General features: G+C 68.0%; 13 protein-coding genes. 12 read left to right on the top strand and 1 reads right to left on the bottom strand.

All coding sequences use genetic code 11. From position 1 onward, the window contains the following. Window positions 1-4: 4 nt before the first annotated feature. The 4 genes from AC0KTM_RS21075 to rplL all read left to right on the top strand — a co-directional run bounded on the left by AC0KTM_RS21075 (window position 5) and on the right by rplL (window position 2,715). The gene (locus AC0KTM_RS21075) at window positions 5-925 is read left to right on the top strand and encodes an ROK family protein (protein WP_225328317.1); all 921 of its coding nucleotides are present in this window, start codon (window positions 5-7) and stop codon (window positions 923-925) included. A 37-nt stretch (window positions 926-962) separates the two neighbouring features. After that, the gene (locus tag AC0KTM_RS21070; protein WP_225328316.1) at window positions 963-1,415 is read left to right on the top strand and encodes an anthrone oxygenase family protein; all 453 of its coding nucleotides are present in this window, start codon (window positions 963-965) and stop codon (window positions 1,413-1,415) included. Window positions 1,416-1,660: 245 nt separating this feature from the next. Beyond that, window positions 1,661-2,278 (top strand): 50S ribosomal protein L10, encoded by a 618-nt coding sequence (rplJ, locus tag AC0KTM_RS21065; RefSeq protein ID WP_472416585.1) that lies wholly within the window; start codon window positions 1,661-1,663, stop codon window positions 2,276-2,278. A 44-nt stretch (window positions 2,279-2,322) separates the two neighbouring features. Beyond that, complete coding sequence (rplL, locus tag AC0KTM_RS21060; protein ID WP_008260886.1) at window positions 2,323-2,715, top strand: 50S ribosomal protein L7/L12; 393 nt, start codon at window positions 2,323-2,325, stop codon at window positions 2,713-2,715. 50 nt (window positions 2,716-2,765) lie between these two features. Here the strand turns inward: rplL and AC0KTM_RS21055 are convergent, their stop codons facing one another. Next, window positions 2,766-3,452: a TetR/AcrR family transcriptional regulator gene (locus AC0KTM_RS21055; protein WP_238956850.1), complete on the bottom strand. Its 687-nt coding sequence runs from the start codon at window positions 3,450-3,452 to the stop codon at window positions 2,766-2,768. A 62-nt stretch (window positions 3,453-3,514) separates the two neighbouring features. Between AC0KTM_RS21055 and AC0KTM_RS21050 the strand changes: the two genes are divergently transcribed. The 8 genes from AC0KTM_RS21050 (at window position 3,515) to AC0KTM_RS21015 (ending at window position 18,490) form a co-directional block, all read left to right on the top strand. Beyond that, the gene (locus tag AC0KTM_RS21050; RefSeq protein ID WP_472416583.1) at window positions 3,515-5,017 is read left to right on the top strand and encodes a carotenoid oxygenase family protein; all 1,503 of its coding nucleotides are present in this window, start codon (window positions 3,515-3,517) and stop codon (window positions 5,015-5,017) included. Between the two features lie 171 nt (window positions 5,018-5,188). Continuing rightward, complete coding sequence (locus AC0KTM_RS21045; protein ID WP_225328312.1) at window positions 5,189-6,199, top strand: ABC transporter ATP-binding protein; 1,011 nt, start codon at window positions 5,189-5,191, stop codon at window positions 6,197-6,199. A 405-nt stretch (window positions 6,200-6,604) separates the two neighbouring features. Continuing rightward, entirely contained in the window at window positions 6,605-10,123 is a 3,519-nt protein-coding gene (rpoB, locus tag AC0KTM_RS21040; RefSeq protein WP_238956848.1) for a DNA-directed RNA polymerase subunit beta, read from the top strand. A gap of 44 nt (window positions 10,124-10,167) precedes the next feature. Next, the gene (locus AC0KTM_RS21035; RefSeq protein ID WP_225328310.1) at window positions 10,168-14,118 is read left to right on the top strand and encodes a DNA-directed RNA polymerase subunit beta'; all 3,951 of its coding nucleotides are present in this window, start codon (window positions 10,168-10,170) and stop codon (window positions 14,116-14,118) included. Between the two features lie 138 nt (window positions 14,119-14,256). After that, window positions 14,257-15,012, top strand: a complete 756-nt coding sequence (locus tag AC0KTM_RS21030; RefSeq protein WP_238956846.1) for a deoxyribonuclease IV — start codon at window positions 14,257-14,259, stop codon at window positions 15,010-15,012. 27 nt (window positions 15,013-15,039) lie between these two features. Further along, window positions 15,040-15,879 (top strand): CE1 family esterase, encoded by an 840-nt coding sequence (locus tag AC0KTM_RS21025; protein WP_238956845.1) that lies wholly within the window; start codon window positions 15,040-15,042, stop codon window positions 15,877-15,879. 47 nt (window positions 15,880-15,926) lie between these two features. Further along, window positions 15,927-17,555 carry an acyl-CoA dehydrogenase family protein gene (locus AC0KTM_RS21020; RefSeq protein ID WP_238956844.1) on the top strand — a complete coding sequence of 543 codons (1,629 nt, stop codon included), beginning with the start codon at window positions 15,927-15,929 and terminating at the stop codon, window positions 17,553-17,555. Next, window positions 17,552-18,490: a crotonase/enoyl-CoA hydratase family protein gene (locus AC0KTM_RS21015; protein ID WP_238956843.1), complete on the top strand. Its 939-nt coding sequence runs from the start codon at window positions 17,552-17,554 to the stop codon at window positions 18,488-18,490. The genes AC0KTM_RS21020 and AC0KTM_RS21015 overlap by 4 nt, the downstream gene beginning before the upstream one ends. Window positions 18,491-18,492 lie beyond the last annotated feature (2 nt).

Genomic DNA, 18,492 nt, shown 5'->3' with positions numbered 1-18,492 from the left:
CGCCATGGCCACCCTCTGTCTGGACATCGGCGGCACCAAAATCGCGGCCGCACTGGCCGATTCGGGCGGCGCGCTGATGTACACCGCGATCCGCCCCACCCCGGCCGCGGCCGCCGCCGGCGACGTGTGGGCCGTCGTCGAGGCGATGATCGCCGACGCGGTGCGGGCCGCCGAGGGCCCGATCACCGCCGTCGGCATCGGCTCGGCCGGGCCGATCGACCTGCACACCGGGTCGGTCAGCCCGATCAACATCGCGGGCTGGGACCGTTTCCCGCTGCGCGACAGGGTCGCCGCCGCGGTGCCCGGGGTGCCGGTGGTGCTGGGCGGCGACGGCCTGTGCATGGCGTTGGGGGAGCACTGGATCGGCGCGGGCCGCAGCGCGGGTCCCGACGCCCGATTCCTGCTGGGCATGGTGGTCTCCACCGGGGTGGGCGGCGGCCTGGTGCTCGACGGCGTCCCCTACGCCGGGCGCACCGGCAACGCCGGTCACGTCGGGCACATCGTGGTCGAACTGGACGGGCCGCCGTGCGCCTGCGGCGGCCGCGGCTGCGTGGAGACGGTGGCGTCCGGGCCGTGGATGGTGCGCTGGGCGCGGGATAACGGGTGGGCGGCGCCGCCCGGCGCGGGCGCCAGGGACCTGGCCGCCGCGGCGGCGGCCGGAGACCCGTTGGCCCAGCGGGCCTTTCGCCGATCGGCGAACGCGCTCGCCGCGATGATCGCCTCGGTCGGCGCGGTCTGCGATCTGGACCTCGTCGTGATCGGGGGAGGGGTGTCCAAATCCGGGTCGCTGCTCTTCGACCCGCTGCGGGCGAAGCTGGCCGACTACGCCGGGCTGGGCTTCCTGTCCGGGCTGCGTGTGGTGCCCGGCGAGCTGGGCGGTGCGGCCGGTCTGATCGGCGCGGCCCGGCTCGCGGCCCTCGGCTGACGCAGGCCGCCGGAGGCGGCTCCTTACGCTGACTGGCATGAACCACAGCATCGACGCGCTCGCGGTCGTGATCACCGGCCTGTTGGTGGGCGTGGAGCTGGCGGTCGCGGTGTTCTTCAACCCGCTCATCGCGCGGCTGCCCGACGACGCCTTCCGGGCGGCCCGCGGCGGCGCCGCCCGGGCGCTGGGCACGACGATGCCGTTCTGGTACGCGCTGAGCCTGTTGCTGTTGGCGGCGCTCGCCATCAAGGAGCGGGGCGCGTCGCGCGACTGGCTGTACGGCGTCGCCGGCGGCCTGATGGCGTTGGTCGTCCTGCTGACGGTCATCCTGCTGCTGCCGATCAACAACCGCATCGCCAAATGGCCGGCCACCGGTGAGCTCTCGCGCGACCTCGCGGCCCGGTGGGATCGGCTGCACCGGCTGCGGGTGGCCCTGCTGGTGGCGGTGTTCGTCCTGCTGGCCCTCGGCGTCACCCGAGCCGGCGGCTGAGTCGCCGTTTTGGCTGACCGCGCAGGCCACGCTATTGTGTTAGCCGTTCCACCGAAGACCGTCGGTCACCGAGCAATCGGTTGAAGGTCCGGGAGTATCCCGGCGGCCCACGCAGGAGGACGAGGCATCAGCGCCGGCTCGCGCCGGCGTGTTTGTACGCCCCGGCCGCTTCCTGCGCCGGGGCGTTCGTCGTTTTTCGGGGAATCGAGACGACACGTCGCATGACTTCACTTCAGGAGGTAGGCATGGCCAGGGCTGACAAGGCCACCGCCGTCGCGGACATCGCCGAGCAGTTCAAGGAATCGACCGCGGCCCTGGTCACCGAGTACCGCGGTCTGACGGTCGCCAATCTGGCCGAGCTGCGGCGCTCGCTGGGCGCGTCGGCCACCTACTCGGTGGCCAAGAACACGCTGGTCAAGCGGGCTGCTTCGGAAGCCGGGGTCGACGGCCTCGACGAACTCTTCGCCGGCCCGACGGCCATCGCGTTCATCACCGGCGAGCCGGTCGACGCCGCCAAGGCCATCAAGACCTTCGCCAAGGAGCACAAGGCGCTGGTCATCAAGGGCGGCTACATGGACGGCCGCGCGCTGACCGTCGCCGAAGTCGAGCGCATCGCCGACCTCGAGTCGCGCGAGGTGCTGCTGGCCAAGCTGGCCGGCGCGATGAAGGGCAACCTCGCCAAGGCGGCCGGGCTGTTCAACGCCCCGGCGTCGCAGGTCGCCCGGCTCGCGGCCGCGTTGCAAGAGAAGAAAACCGCAGAGGGACCAGCAGCTTCCGCCGAGCCCGCCGCCGCGGAGCCCGCCCCGGAAGCAGCCTCCGAAGCACCCGCTGAGGCTGCGGAAACCCCGGCCGAAGCCGAATAAAAACCCAACCCGGAACCTGGAAAAACAAGGAAGGACCCACACCCATGGCAAAGATGTCTACTGACGACCTGCTCGACGCGTTCAAGGAAATGACGCTGCTGGAGCTCTCGGACTTCGTCAAGAAGTTCGAGGAGACCTTCGAGGTCACCGCGGCCGCCCCGGTCGCCGTTGCCGCGGCCGGCCCGGCCGCCGGTGGTGCGCCCGCCGAGGCCGCCGAGGAGCAGTCGGAATTCGACGTGATCCTCGAGTCCGCCGGCGACAAGAAGATCGGCGTCATCAAGGTGGTCCGCGAGATCGTCTCCGGCTTGGGCCTCAAGGAGGCCAAGGACCTGGTCGACGGCGCGCCCAAGCCGCTGCTGGAGAAGGTCGCCAAGGAGGCCGCCGACGAGGCCAAGACCAAGCTCGAGGCCGCCGGCGCCACCGTCACCGTCAAGTAAGTCAGGCGCGCGTAAACCCCCGGGGTCACCACCCCGGGGGTTTCGTGTGCTCAGTGGGCGTCCCTCGCCGTCTGCAGCGAGCGCGCCACCCGCTCGGGTGCATCCCCAAGGGCCACAAGCAGGTTCGACGTCATCGAACCCAGCACCGGGACGACGGCCGAGCTGTCCTGGCCGTAATAGCCGGCCAGCTCCAGCATGACGAAGCCGTGGATCGACGCCCAGAACTGGGCGGCTATCGCCACCACCGCCGCGTCGTCATCGGCCGCGCCGGCACCGATGCGCCCGGCCTGCACGCATCGGTGCACCGCGCGCACGACGTGCGCGAAACTGGGGTAGCCGCGCTCGATCTCGCCGATCGTCAGCGTCAGGACGTTGTGGGCGGGCGCGTTGATGCCGTGCGCGCTGGTGCTGCCGAACATCAGCCGGTACATGTGCGGGCGCTTGATCGCGTAGCGCCGGTAGGCGGCGCCGATGACGAACAGGTCGGCGACCGGGTCGCCGGTCTCGGGTGCGGCCAGCGCGGCGTCGAACTGCCGCAGGCCCTCCTCGGCCACCTCCGCGATCAGCCCACCCATCCCGCCGAAGTGCGTGTACAGCGCCATCGTCGAGGTGCCCGCGGCGCCGGCCACCTTGCGGGTCTGCAGCGCGTCGGGGCCGTGTTCGTGCAGCAGGTCGACCGCCGCGAACAGCATGTCCTGGCGAACGCTGCGCTGAACGTCTGAAGTCATCGTTGCCATCTTCTCATCGGGGGCGTACGGTGCCAATAACGCTGAAATAACAATGTTATAGGAGTTCAGCCATGGCGACCACGACAACCGCCAAGCCCGCCAATCCCTACCTCGAAGACGTCCTGGCGCCGGTGAGCGCGGAGGTCACCGCCACCGACCTCGAGGTCACCGGGTGCATCCCCGAATACCTCGACGGGCGCTACCTGCGCAACGGGCCGAACCCGGTTGCCGAGGTGGACCCGGCGGTCTACCACTGGTTCAGCGGCGACGGCATGGTGCACGGGGTGGCGCTGCGCGGGGGCGAGGCCCGCTGGTACCGCAACCGGTGGGTGCGCACCGCCCACGTCTGCGCCGCTCTCGGCGAGCCCGCGCCCGCCGGGCTGGACCCGCGGGCGGGCATGCTCTCCGTCGGCCCCAACACCAATGTGCTCAGCCACGCCGGACACACGCTCGCGCTCGTCGAGGGCGGCGGGGCGAATTACCGCCTGACCGACGAGCTGGACACCGAGGGGCCCTGCGACTTCGACGGAGGCCTGTTCGGCGGATACACCGCCCACCCGCACGCCGACCCGCGGACCGGCGAATTGCACGCGGTGTCCTACTCGTTCACCCGCGGGCGCACGGTGCAGTACTCGGTCATCGATACCCAGGGCCGGGCCCGGCGCACCGTCGACATCGAGGTGGGCGGGTCGCCGATGATGCACGACTTCTCGCTGACCGACAAGTACGTGGTGATCTACGACCTGCCGGTCACGTTCGACGCCATCCAGGTGATGCCGGCGAACGTGCCCCGCTGGCTGAGTTTGCCGGCCCGGCTGGTGATGCAGTCGCTCATCGGGCGCGTGCGGCTGCCCAGCCCGATGACGATGGCGATCAATCGGAATCGGCAGCCGATCAATCGGATGCCCTACCGGTGGGATGACAACTACCCGGCGCGCATCGGGGTGATGCCGCGAGAGGGCGGTAACCGCGACGTGCGCTGGTTCGACATCGAGCCCTGCTACGTCTACCACCCGCTCAACGCCTACTCCGAGATGCGCGGCGGGGCAGAGGTTTTGGTGCTCGACGTGGTGCGCTACTCGCGGATGTTCGACCGTGACCTGCGCGGTCCCGGCGACAGCCGGCCGACGCTGGACCGCTGGACCGTCAACCTGGCCACCGGGGCGGTGACCAGCGAACGCCGCGACGAGCGCCCGCAGGAGTTCCCGCGGATCAACCAGAGCTTGCTGGGCGGGCGGCACCGGTTCGGCTACACCATCGGGACCGACGGCGGGTACCTGTCGGGCGGGGAATCCGAGATGTCCACCGCCGTGTACAAGCACGACTACGCGAGCGGCTCCAGCACCACGGCCCCCCTCGATGCCGGACTTTTGTTGGGCGAGATGTGTTTTGTGCCCGGCCCCGCGGCGCGCGCCGAGGACGACGGCGTCCTGATGGGCTTCGGGTATCACCGCGACCGCGCCGAAGGGCAGCTGGTGTTACTGGACGCGCAGACGCTCGAGCACGTCGCCACCGTGCATCTGCCGCAGCGGGTGCCGATGGGATTCCACGGCAATTGGGCGCCCGCTGGCTAACACGTGCGTCAAATAAGTTGCGCCATGGGGGCTTCCGCCTGATCTCGGGAAGGCCAATTTTTCCCCGCTGTGTTCCGCAACCCTGATGCCGTGTGGCAGCAGTGCGCTACAGTGACTCATGCCACACAAAAGGGCAGGTGGCAGGCACGAGTGTCGACGGAAGGATTTCCCATGGGCGTCGCAATCGAGGTGAATGGACTTACCAAGTCCTTCGGTTCCTCGAGAATCTGGGAAGACGTGACGTTGGAAATCCCCGCCGGGGAGGTCAGCGTCCTGCTGGGACCGTCGGGTACCGGCAAATCGGTTTTCCTGAAGTCATTGATCGGGCTGTTGCGCCCGGAGCGCGGCTCGGTCGTCATCGACGGCACGGACATCCTGCAGTGTTCGGCCAAGGAGCTCTACGAGATCCGCACGCTGTTCGGCGTGATGTTCCAGGACGGCGCGCTGTTCGGTTCGATGAACCTCTTCGACAACGCGGCCTTCCCGCTGCGCGAGCACACCAAGAAGAAGGAAGGCGAGATCCGTGACATCGTCATGGAGAAGCTGACCCTGGTCGGGCTCGGCGGCGACGAGAAGAAGTTCCCCGGTGAGATCTCCGGCGGTATGCGCAAGCGCGCCAGCCTGGCCCGCGCGCTGGTGATGGACCCGCAGATCATCCTGTGCGACGAGCCCGACTCCGGTCTGGACCCGGTTCGTACCGCCTACCTGAGCCAGCTGATCCTCGACATCAACGCCCAGATCGACGCCACGGTGTTGATCGTGACGCACAACATCAACATCGCCCGCACCGTGCCGGACAACATGGGCATGCTGTTTCGCCGCAAGCTGGTCATGTTCGGCCCGCGCGAGGTGCTGCTGACCAGCGACGAGCCGGTCGTGCGGCAGTTCCTCAACGGGCGCCGCATCGGGCCGATCGGCATGTCCGAGGAAAAGGACGAGGCGACCATGGCCGAAGAGCAGGCGATGATCGACGCCGGTCACCACGCCGGCGGTGTCGAGGAGATCGAGGGTGTGCCGCCGCAGATCGTCGCGACACCGGGGATGCCCGAGCGCAAGGCCGTCGCGCGGCGCCAGGCCCGGGTGCGCGAGATCCTGCACACGCTGCCCAAGAACGCTCAGGCGGCCATCCTCGACGACCTCGAGGGCACTCACAGGTTCCGCGCGAACGAGTTCGGCGGCTAGGGCGCCCGCGCCGGCGGGTTCCGCGCTAACTCCGCGTAACACTCCCGGCCCGCCCTCTTGACGACGGGCTCCAAACGAGCCAGTCTGTTGGGCAGCATGTACCTGAACTGTCCGAGGGAAGTCGAGATCGCCAGCCAGCGCCGATGTCCTTGGACCCCCAGGGCTGGGAAGTTGAGGAATGCGCAGTCCTGCGCTATTGTTGGACGTTGCGCTGGCTACCTCCTGCCCACCTCACCCGCCACCTGACACCGTGGTCTAAGCCTGAGCCCCCTTACGTGGCTTAGTTCTTTAGTTGCGCGTGAGACCCGGACAGATCGTTCGCCGGCCGAACCGACACAATTTCGCGGCGAGCTGGCCGGTGGTCCCGGCCTTCGTGAGTCGCACGAGGTGCTGGAAGGATGCATCTTGGCTGATTTCCGCCAGAGCAAGACGGATCGCCCACAAAATTCCTCTAACGGAAGTTCGTCGAACGGCTCCGTGCCCGGAGCGCCTAACCGAGTTTCCTTCGCCAAGCTCCGCGAGCCCCTCGAGGTTCCGGGCCTGCTTGACGTGCAGATCGACTCCTTCGAGTGGTTGATCGGCGCGCCGCGCTGGCGTGAGGCCGCCGCCGCCCGTGACGGGGGCAAGCCGGGGGTCACCCCGGTGGGCGGCCTGGAAGAGGTGCTCTTGGAGCTCTCGCCCATCGAGGACTTCTCCGGCTCGATGTCGCTGTCGTTCTCCGACCCGCGCTTCGACGAGGTCAAGGCCCCGGTCGACGAGTGCAAAGACAAGGACATGACGTACGCGGCCCCGCTGTTCGTCACGGCCGAGTTCATCAACAACAACACCGGCGAGATCAAGAGCCAGACGGTGTTCATGGGTGACTTCCCGATGATGACCGAGAAGGGCACCTTCATCATCAACGGCACCGAGCGCGTCGTGGTCAGCCAGCTGGTCCGCTCGCCCGGTGTGTACTTCGACGAGACCATCGACAAGTCGACCGAGAAGCTGCTGCACAGCGTCAAGGTGATCCCCAGCCGCGGCGCGTGGCTCGAGTTCGACGTCGACAAGCGCGACACCGTCGGCGTGCGCATCGACCGCAAGCGCCGCCAGCCGGTCACCGTGCTGCTCAAGGCGCTGGGCTGGAGCAACGAGCAGATCACCGAGCGCTTCGGCTTCTCCGAGATCATGATGTCGACGCTGGAGAAGGACAACACCGCCGGCACCGACGAGGCGCTGCTGGACATCTACCGCAAGCTGCGTCCGGGCGAGCCGCCGACCAAGGAGTCCGCGCAGACCCTGCTGGAGAACCTGTTCTTCAAGGAGAAGCGCTACGACCTGGCCCGTGTCGGCCGCTACAAGGTCAACAAGAAGCTCGGCCTGCACGCCGGCGAGCCGATCACCAGCTCGACGCTGACCGAGGAAGACGTCGTCGCGACCATCGAATACCTGGTGCGCCTGCACGAGGGTCAGCCGACGATGACCGTCCCCGGCGGCATCGAGGTGCCGGTGGAGACCGACGACATCGACCACTTCGGTAACCGCCGCCTGCGCACCGTCGGTGAGCTGATCCAGAACCAGATCCGGGTCGGCATGTCGCGGATGGAGCGCGTCGTCCGCGAGCGGATGACCACGCAGGACGTCGAGGCCATCACGCCGCAGACGCTGATTAACATCCGGCCGGTCGTCGCCGCGATCAAGGAGTTCTTCGGCACCAGCCAGCTGAGCCAGTTCATGGACCAGAACAACCCGCTGTCCGGGCTGACCCACAAGCGCCGCCTCTCGGCGCTGGGCCCCGGCGGTCTGTCCCGTGAGCGCGCCGGCCTGGAGGTCCGTGACGTCCACCCGTCGCACTACGGCCGCATGTGCCCGATCGAGACCCCGGAGGGTCCCAACATCGGTCTGATCGGCTCGCTGTCGGTGTACGCGCGGGTGAACCCGTTCGGCTTCATCGAGACCCCGTACCGCAAGGTGGTCGACGGTGTGGTCACCGACGAGATCCACTACCTGACGGCCGACGAGGAGGACCGCCACGTCGTGGCGCAGGCGAACTCGCCGATCGACGGCAAGGGCCGGTTCGAGGAGTCGCGCGTCCTGGTCCGCCGGAAGGCGGGCGAGGTCGAGTACGTGCCGTCGTCCGAGGTGGACTACATGGACGTGTCGCCGCGCCAGATGGTGTCGGTGGCCACCGCGATGATCCCGTTCCTCGAGCACGACGACGCCAACCGTGCCCTGATGGGCGCCAACATGCAGCGCCAGGCGGTTCCGCTGGTGCGCAGCGAGGCGCCGCTGGTGGGCACCGGCATGGAGCTGCGCGCGGCGATCGACGCCGGCGATGTCGTCGTCGCGGAGAAGGCCGGGGTGATCGAGGAGGTCTCCGCCGACTACATCACCGTGATGGCCGACGACGGCACCCGCCACACCTACCGGATGCGCAAGTTCGAGCGGTCCAACCACGGCACCTGCGCCAACCAGTCGCCGATCGTCGACGCGGGTGACCGCGTCGAGGCCGGCCAGGTGATCGCCGACGGTCCCTGCACCGAGAACGGCGAGATGGCGCTGGGCAAGAACCTGCTCGTGGCGATCATGCCGTGGGAGGGCCACAACTACGAGGACGCGATCATCCTCTCCAACCGGCTGGTCGAGGAGGACGTGCTCACCTCGATCCACATCGAGGAACACGAGATCGACGCCCGCGACACCAAGCTGGGCGCCGAGGAGATCACCCGGGACATCCCGAACGTCTCCGACGAGGTGCTGGCCGACCTCGACGAGCGCGGCATCGTGCGCATCGGTGCCGAGGTTCGCGACGGCGACATCCTGGTCGGCAAGGTGACCCCGAAGGGTGAAACCGAGCTGACGCCGGAGGAGCGGCTGCTGCGGGCGATCTTCGGTGAGAAGGCCCGCGAGGTCCGCGACACCTCGCTCAAGGTGCCGCACGGCGAGTCCGGGAAGGTCATCGGCATCCGGGTGTTCTCCCGCGAGGACGACGACGAGCTGCCGGCCGGTGTCAACGAGCTGGTGCGCGTCTACGTGGCCCAGAAGCGGAAGATCTCCGACGGCGACAAGCTGGCCGGACGGCACGGCAACAAGGGCGTGATCGGCAAGATCCTGCCGCAGGAGGACATGCCGTTCCTGCCGGACGGCACGCCGGTGGACATCATCCTGAACACCCACGGGGTGCCGCGACGGATGAACATCGGCCAGATCCTGGAGACCCACCTCGGTTGGGTCGCCAAGTCCGGCTGGAACATCGACGGTTCACCCGACTGGGCGGTGAACCTGCCCGAGGAGCTGCGGCACGCGCAGCCGGATCAGATCGTGTCGACGCCGGTGTTCGACGGCGCCAAGGAGGAGGAGCTGCAGGGCATGCTGTCCTGCACGCTGCCCAACCGCGACGGCGAGGTCATGGTGGACGGCGACGGCAAGTCGGTGCTGTTCGACGGCCGCAGCGGCGAGCCGTTCCCGTACCCGGTGACCGTCGGCTACATGTACATCATGAAGCTGCACCACCTGGTGGACGACAAGATCCACGCCCGCTCCACCGGCCCGTACTCGATGATCACCCAGCAGCCGCTGGGCGGTAAGGCGCAGTTCGGTGGCCAGCGCTTCGGTGAGATGGAGTGCTGGGCCATGCAGGCCTACGGCGCGGCGTACACGCTGCAGGAGCTGTTGACCATCAAGTCCGACGACACCGTCGGCCGGGTCAAGGTGTACGAGGCGATCGTCAAGGGCGAGAACATCCCGGAGCCGGGCATCCCCGAATCCTTCAAGGTGTTGCTCAAGGAACTGCAGTCGCTGTGCCTCAACGTGGAGGTGCTCTCCTCGGACGGCGCGGCGATCGAGTTGCGCGAAGGCGAGGACGAGGACCTCGAACGGGCCGCGGCGAACCTGGGAATCAACTTGTCCCGCAACGAATCTGCGTCCGTTGAGGACCTCGCCTAACAAACGTTTTCAGTTACTAAACCCGCAAGGGGAAAGGGAGTTACGTGCTCGACGTCAACTTCTTCGATGAACTCCGAATCGGTCTGGCCACCGCGGAGGACATCAGGCAATGGTCTTACGGCGAGGTCAAGAAGCCGGAGACGATCAACTACCGCACGCTGAAGCCCGAGAAGGACGGCCTGTTCTGCGAGAAGATCTTCGGACCGACTCGCGACTGGGAGTGCTACTGCGGCAAGTACAAGCGGGTCCGGTTCAAGGGCATCATCTGTGAGCGCTGCGGCGTCGAGGTGACCCGCGCCAAGGTGCGTCGCGAGCGGATGGGCCACATCGAGCTGGCCGCGCCCGTCACGCACATCTGGTACTTCAAGGGCGTGCCGTCGCGGCTGGGGTACCTGCTCGACCTGGCGCCGAAGGATCTCGAGAAGATCATCTACTTCGCCGCCTACGTCATCACCTCGGTCGACGAGGAGATGCGCCACAACGAGCTCTCGACGCTCGAGGCCGAAATGATGGTGGAGCGCAAGGCCATTGAGGACCAGCGCGACGCCGACCTGGAGGCCCGCGCCCAAAAGCTCGAGGCCGACCTGGCCGAGCTGGAGGCCGAGGGCGCGAAAGCGGACGCAAGGCGGAAGGTTCGGGACGGTGGCGAGCGCGAGATGCGTCAGCTGCGCGACCGGGCCCAGCGTGAGCTGGACCGGCTCGAGGAGATCTGGACGACCTTCACCAAGCTGGCCCCCAAGCAGCTGATCGTCGACGAGAACCTCTACCGCGAGCTGATCGACCGCTTCGGCGAGTACTTCACCGGCGCCATGGGTGCGGAGTCGATCCAGAAGCTGATCGAGAACTTCGACATCGACGCCGAGGCCGAGATCCTGCGTGACGTCATCCGGAACGGCAAGGGGCAGAAGAAACTTCGCGCCCTCAAGCGGCTCAAGGTGGTCGCCGCCTTCCAGCAGTCGGGCAACTCCCCGATGGGCATGGTGCTCGACGCGGTCCCGGTGATCCCGCCGGAACTGCGCCCGATGGTTCAGCTCGACGGTGGCCGGTTCGCCACCAGCGACCTCAACGACCTGTACCGCCGCGTGATCAACCGGAACAACCGCCTCAAGAGGCTGATCGACCTCGGCGCGCCCGAGATCATCGTCAACAACGAGAAGCGGATGTTGCAGGAGTCCGTGGACGCGTTGTTCGACAACGGCCGTCGCGGCCGCCCGGTCACCGGGCCGGGTAACCGCCCGCTGAAGTCGCTGTCAGATCTGCTCAAGGGTAAGCAGGGCCGGTTCCGGCAGAACCTGCTCGGTAAGCGCGTCGACTACTCGGGCCGTTCGGTCATCGTGGTCGGTCCGCAGCTCAAGCTGCACCAGTGCGGTCTGCCCAAGCTGATGGCGCTGGAGCTGTTCAAGCCGTTCGTGATGAAGCGGCTGGTTGACCTCAACCACGCGCAGAACATCAAGAGCGCCAAGCGCATGGTGGAGCGTCAGCGTCCCCAGGTGTGGGATGTCCTCGAAGAGGTCATCGCCGAGCACCCGGTGCTGCTGAACCGCGCCCCCACCCTGCACCGGCTGGGCATCCAGGCCTTCGAGCCAATGCTGGTGGAAGGCAAGGCAATTCAGCTGCACCCGCTGGTGTGTGAGGCGTTCAACGCCGACTTCGACGGTGACCAGATGGCGGTGCACCTGCCGCTGTCCGCCGAGGCGCAGGCCGAGGCCCGCATCCTGATGCTGTCGAGTAACAACATCCTGTCGCCCGCGTCGGGCCGTCCGCTGGCCATGCCGCGTCTGGACATGGTGACCGGTCTGTACTACCTGACCACCGAGGTCGACGCTGCCTTGGGCGAATACAAGGCGGCCGCCAAGGATGAGCCCGAGGTCGGGGTGTACTCCTCGCCGGCCGAGGCGATCATGGCTTCCGACCGCGGCGTGCTGTCGGTGCGGGCCAAGATCAAGGTGCGGCTGACCCAGCTGCGCCCGCCCGCCGAGATCGAGGCCGAGCTGTTCGGCGCCAACGGCTGGCAGCCGGGGGACGCCTGGATGGCCGAGACCACGTTGGGCCGGGTGCTGTTCAACGAGCTGCTGCCGGTGGGCTATCCGTTCGTGAACAAGCAGATGCACAAGAAGGTGCAGGCCGCGATCATCAACGACCTGGCCGAGCGCTACCCGATGATCGTGGTCGCGCAGACCGTGGACAAGCTCAAGGACGCCGGCTTCTACTGGGCGACCCGCAGCGGCGTCACCGTGTCGATGGCCGACGTGCTCGTGCCGCCGCGCAAGAAGGAGATCCTCGACCAGTACGAGGAGCGGGCCGAAAAGGTCGAAAAGCAGTTCCAGCGTGGTGCTTTGAACCACGACGAGCGCAACGAGGCGCTGGTGGAGATCTGGAAGGAAGCCACCGACGAGGTCGGTCAGGCGCTGCGTGAGCACTACCCGGCCGACAACCCGATCATCACGATCGTCGACTCGGGCGCCACGGGTAACTTCACCCAGACCCGAACGCTGGCCGGCATGAAGGGTCTGGTGACCAACCCGAAGGGTGAGTTCATCCCGCGTCCGGTCAAGTCGTCGTTCCGCGAGGGCCTGACCGTGCTGGAGTACTTCATCAACACCCACGGCGCCCGAAAGGGCTTGGCGGACACCGCGTTGCGTACCGCCGACTCCGGGTACCTGACCCGTCGTCTGGTGGACGTGAGCCAGGACGTCATCGTCCGCGAGCACGACTGCGAGACCGAGCGCGGCATCATCGTCGAGCTGGCCGAGCGCCAGCCCGACGGCACCCTGATCCGCGACCCGTACATCGAAACCTCGGCGTACGCACGGACTTTGGGCGCCGACGCGGTCGACGAGGCGGGCAACGTGGTCGTGGCGCGCGGTGAGGACCTGGGTGACCCGTCGATCGAGGCCCTGCTGGCCGCGGGTATCACGCAGATCAAGGTGCGCTCGGTGCTGACGTGCACCACCGGCACCGGGGTGTGCGCGACCTGTTACGGGCGGTCCATGGCCACCGGAAAGCTGGTCGACATCGGCGAGGCCGTCGGTATCGTCGCGGCCCAGTCCATCGGTGAGCCCGGCACCCAGCTGACCATGCGGACGTTCCACCAGGGTGGTGTCGGTGAGGACATCACCGGCGGTCTGCCCCGGGTGCAGGAGCTGTTCGAGGCCCGCATCCCGCGCGGTAAGGCGCCGATCGCCGACGTCACCGGGCGGGTCCGCCTCGAGGAAGGTGAGCGCTTCTACAAGATCACCATCGTTCCCGACGACGGGAGCGAGGAGGTCGTGTACGACAAGCTCTCCAAGCGGCAGCGGCTGCGGGTGTTCAAGCACGAAGACGGTTCCGAGCGGGTGCTCTCCGACAACGACCACGTCGAGGTGGGCCAGCAGCTGATGGAAGGCTCGGCCGACCCGCACGAGGTGCTGCGCGTGCAGGGCCCCCGCGAGGTGCAGATCCACCTGGTCCGCGAGGTCCAGGAGGTCTACCGCGCGCAGGGTGTGTCGATCCACGACAAGCACATCGAGGTGATCGTCCGCCAGATGCTGCGCCGCGTCACCATCATCGATTCGGGCTCGACGGAGTTCCTGCCCGGCTCGCTGATCGACCGTGCGGAGTTCGAGGCGGAGAACCGCCGGGTGGTGGCCGAGGGCGGCGAACCCGCCGCCGGCCGTCCGGTGCTGATGGGCATCACGAAGGCGTCGCTGGCCACCGACTCGTGGCTGTCGGCGGCGTCGTTCCAGGAGACCACGCGAGTGCTGACCGATGCGGCGATCAACTGCCGCAGCGACAAGCTCAACGGTCTGAAGGAGAACGTGATCATCGGAAAGCTGATCCCGGCCGGTACCGGCATCAACCGCTACCGCAACATCCAGGTGCAGCCGACCGAGGAGGCCCGGGCCGCCGCGTACACGATCCCGTCCTACGAGGATCAGTACTACAGCCCGGACTTCGGCCAGGCCACCGGCGCCGCGGTGCCGCTGGACGACTACGGCTACAGCGACTACCGCTAGTCCGACGACGAAAAAGCCCCGGGTTTCGCCCGGGGCTTTTTCGTTGCGACGAGTGTGCGGCTAGCTTCACCTTCGGACTCGAGTGTGCGGCCAGCCGTACTCTCGCCGGCGTCGTCACCCCTCACTACACTGGCCACCGTGCTCATCGGTTCGCATGTCCACCAAGACGACCCGCTGGCCGCCGCGCAGGCTGACGGCGCCGACGTGGTGCAGTTCTTCCTCGGCAACCCGCAAAGCTGGAAGAAGCCCAAGCCGCGTGACGACGCCGAGGCGCTGAAGGCGTCGACTATTCCGCTCTATGTCCACGCGCCGTACCTGATCAACGTGGCGTCGGCCAACAACCGCATCCGCATCCCGTCGCGCAAGATTCTGCAGGACACCTGCGACGCGGCCGCGGCGATCAACGCGACGGCGGTGATCGTGCACGGCGGCCACGCCGACGACAACGACATGGACGCCGGCTTCGAGCGGTGGGTCAAGGCCCTGGACTACCTGGAAACCGACGTGCAGGTCTACCTGGAGAACACCGCCGGCGGCGACCACGCGATGGCCCGCCACTTCGACACCATCGGCCGGCTGTGGGATCACATCGGCGACAAGGGAATTGGCTTCTGCCTGGACACCTGTCACGCCTGGGCCGCGGGCGAGCAGCTGATCGACGCGGTCGACCGGATCAAGGCGCTGACCGGCCGCATCGACCTGGTGCACTGCAACGACTCCAGGGACGCGGCGGGCTCGGGCGCCGACCGGCACGCCAACTTCGGCACCGGGCAGATCGATCCCGAACTGCTCGCCGCGGTGGTCAAGGCCGCCGGCGCGCCGGTCATCTGCGAAACCGCCGACGAGGGCCGCAAGGACGACATCGCGTTCCTGCGCGAGAAAACAAGCGGCTGAGGGCGGGCCGGCGTTTACCTTTGATCCATGCTGCGCCGCCTGCCCGCGATCTTGGGTGTTGTCCTGGTGGTCGCGGGCTGCTTCCCGGGATTCGCCCACCTGCCGTCGGGCTTCGTCACCGGCACCAGCGTCCACCACCTCAAGGTCGGCGATCTCGATCGCAGCTATCGGCTGTACAAGCCCGCGGGAGTGCCGGACTCGGCCCCGCTGGTGGTCATGATGCACGGCGTGTCGGGCAGCGCCAGGGAAGCCGAAAGAGACTACCGGTGGGACGGATTGGCCGATGCGGGCAAGTTCGTCGTCGCCTACCCGGATGGCCTCGACCACGCCTGGAACGTCGACGGGCAGACCTGCTGCGGCCGGTCTGGACGCGAGGGCGTCGACGACGTCGGTTTCATCAGGGCGGCCGTCGCTGACGTCGCCAAGAACGTCGGCATCGACACCGCCAAGGTCTACGCCACCGGCATGAGCAACGGCGGCATCATGTCCTACACGCTGGCGTGCACCACCGAGATCTTCGCGGCGATCGGCCCGGTCGCGGGCACGCAGCTGAACGCGTGCCGGTCGCCGCGTCCGATGTCGGTCATGCACATTCACGGCACGGCCGATCAGCTGGTGCCCTACGGCGGCGGGCCGGGGTACAGCGTGATCAACGGACCGCCGGTGCCGAACGTGAATGCGTTCTGGCGCAACGTCGATCAGTGCGGCGCCCCATCCACCGCCACCGACGGCCTGATTACCACGTCGACCGCGGGGTGCGCCGAGGGGCGCGGAGTCGTGCTCGTCACGGTGGACCGGGGCGACCACGAGTGGCCGGACTTCGCGACGCGAGAGCTGTGGGACTTCTTCGCCGCCCACCCCCGCTGATCATTACACCTCTTGTGCGACTGTCGGAAAAATGTAACATTGGTGGCATGTCGGATACCCACGTCGTCACCAACCAGGTCCCGCCCCTGGAGGACCACAACCCCGCCACTTCGGCGGTGCTCACCGAGGCCCTGATCCGCGAGGGCGGCGAGTGGGGCCTGGACGAGGTGAACGAGGTCGGCGCGCTGTCGGCCAGCCGCGAAGCGCAGCGATGGGGCGAGCTCGCCGACCGCAACCGGCCCATCCTGCACACCCACGACCGCAACGGCCACCGCGTCGACGAGGTCGAATACGACCCGGCGTACCACGAACTGATGCGCGCGGCGATCTCCCACGGTATGCACGCCGCGCCCTGGGCCGACGATCGGCCCGGCGCGCACGTCGTCCGGGCCGCCAAGACCTCGGTGTGGACGGTCGAGCCGGGGCACATCTGTCCGATCTCGATGACGTATGCCGTGGTGCCCGCGCTGCGCTACAACCCCGAGCTGGCCAGTATCTACGAGCCGTTGCTGACTACCCGCGAATACGACCCGGACCTCAAGCCGGCCACCAGCAAACCGGGCATCACCGCGGGCATGTCGATGACCGAGAAGCAGGGCGGCTCCGACGTGCGCGCCGGCACCACCCAGGCCACCCCGAACGCCGACGGGACCTACAGCCTGACCGGCCACAAGTGGTTCACCTCGGCGCCGATGTGCGACATCTTCCTGGTGCTCGCGCAGGCACCACAAGGGCTTTCGTGCTTCATGCTGCCGCGCGTGCTGCCCGACGGCACCCGCAACCGGATGTTCTTGCAGCGGCTCAAGGACAAACTGGGCAACCACGCCAACGCGTCCAGCGAGGTCGAATACGACGGCGCGATCGCCTGGCTGGTGGGGGAGGAGGGCCGCGGTGTGCCGACCATCATCGAGATGGTCAACCTCACCCGGCTGGACTGCACCCTGGGCAGCGCCACCAGCATGCGCACCGGTCTGACCCGCGCCATCTACCATGCCCAGCACCGAAAGGCCTTCGGCGCCTACCTCATTGACCAGCCGCTGATGCGCAACGTGCTGGCCGACCTGGCCGTCGAGGCCGAGGCGGCCACCATGGTCGCGATGCGGATGGCCGGCGCCACCGACAGGGCCGTGCGCGGCGACGAGACCGAGGCGCTGCTGCGCCGAATCGGACTGGCCGCCAGCAAGTACTGGGTGTGCAAGCGCTCCACCCCGCACGCCGCCGAGGCGCTGGAATGCCTGGGCGGCAACGGCTACGTCGAGGACTCCGGCATGCCGCGGCTGTACCGGGAGGCGCCGCTGATGGGCATCTGGGAGGGCTCGGGCAACGTCAGCGCGCTGGATACGTTGCGCGCCATGGCGACTCGCCCCGAATGCGTCGACGTGCTGTTCGACGAGATCGCCGAGAGCGCGGGTCAGGACCCGCGCCTGGGCAACCATGTCGGGCGGCTGCGCGCCGACCTGGCCGACCTGGAGACCATCGCCTACCGCGGCCGCAAGGTCGCCGAGGACATCTGCCTGGCGCTGCAGGGCTCGCTGCTGGTGCGCCACGGGCACCCGGCCGTCGCCGAGGCATTCCTGACGACCCGGCTCGACCGCCGGTGGGGCGGCGCGTTCGGCACCATGCCGGACGGGCTCGACCTCGCGCCGATCCTCGAGCGTGCTCTAGTAAAGGGATGACGCACGCGATCAGGCCGGTCGACTTCGACAACCTCAAGACGATGACCTATGAGGTCACCGATCGGGTTGCGCGCATCACGTTCAACCGGCCCGACAAGGGCAACGCGATCGTCGCGGACACGCCGCTGGAACTCTCGGCGCTGGTCGAGCGGGCCGATCTCGACCCCCACGTCCATGTCATCTTGGTGTCCGGTCGCGGCGAGGGGTTCTGCGCCGGATTCGACCTGAGCGCCTACGCCGACCGCACGGGATCGGCCGGCGGCACCGGCGCGTACGCGGGTACCGTGCTGGACGGAAAGACCCAGGCGGTCAACCATCTGGCGGATCAGCCGTGGGACCCGATGATCGACTACCAGATGATGAGCCGCTTCGTGCGGGGCTTTTCCAGCCTGATGCACGCCGACAAGCCCACGGTGGTCAAGATCCACGGGTACTGCGTGGCCGGGGGCACCGACATCGCGCTGCATGCCGACCAGGTGATCGCCGCCGCCGACGCCAAGATCGGGTACCCGCCGACCCGGGTGTGGGGCGTGCCGGCCGCCGGACTGTGGGCGCACCGCCTCGGCGATCAGCGCGCCAAACGGCTGCTGTTCACCGGCGATTGCATCACCGGCGCCCAGGCCGCCGAGTGGGGATGGGCGGTCGAGGCACCGGATCCCGCGGACCTCGACGAGCGTACCGAGCGGCTGGTCGAGCGGATCGCCGCGGTGCCGGTCAACCAGCTGATCATGGTCAAGCTCGCACTGAATTCCGCTCTGCTGCAACAGGGTGTGGCCACCAGCAGGATGGTCAGCACGGTGTTCGACGGCGTCGCCCGGCACACGCCCGAGGGCCACGCGTTCGTCGCCGACGCGGTCGAGCACGGATTCCGCGAGGCGGTGCGGCATCGCGACGAACCGTTCGGCGACCACGGCCGCCGGGCGTCCGGAGTGTAGCC

This window comes from Mycobacterium sp. NTMscope_Eco_3, from assembly GCF_976985685.1.
This window is presented reverse-complemented; position numbering and strand designations above follow the sequence as displayed.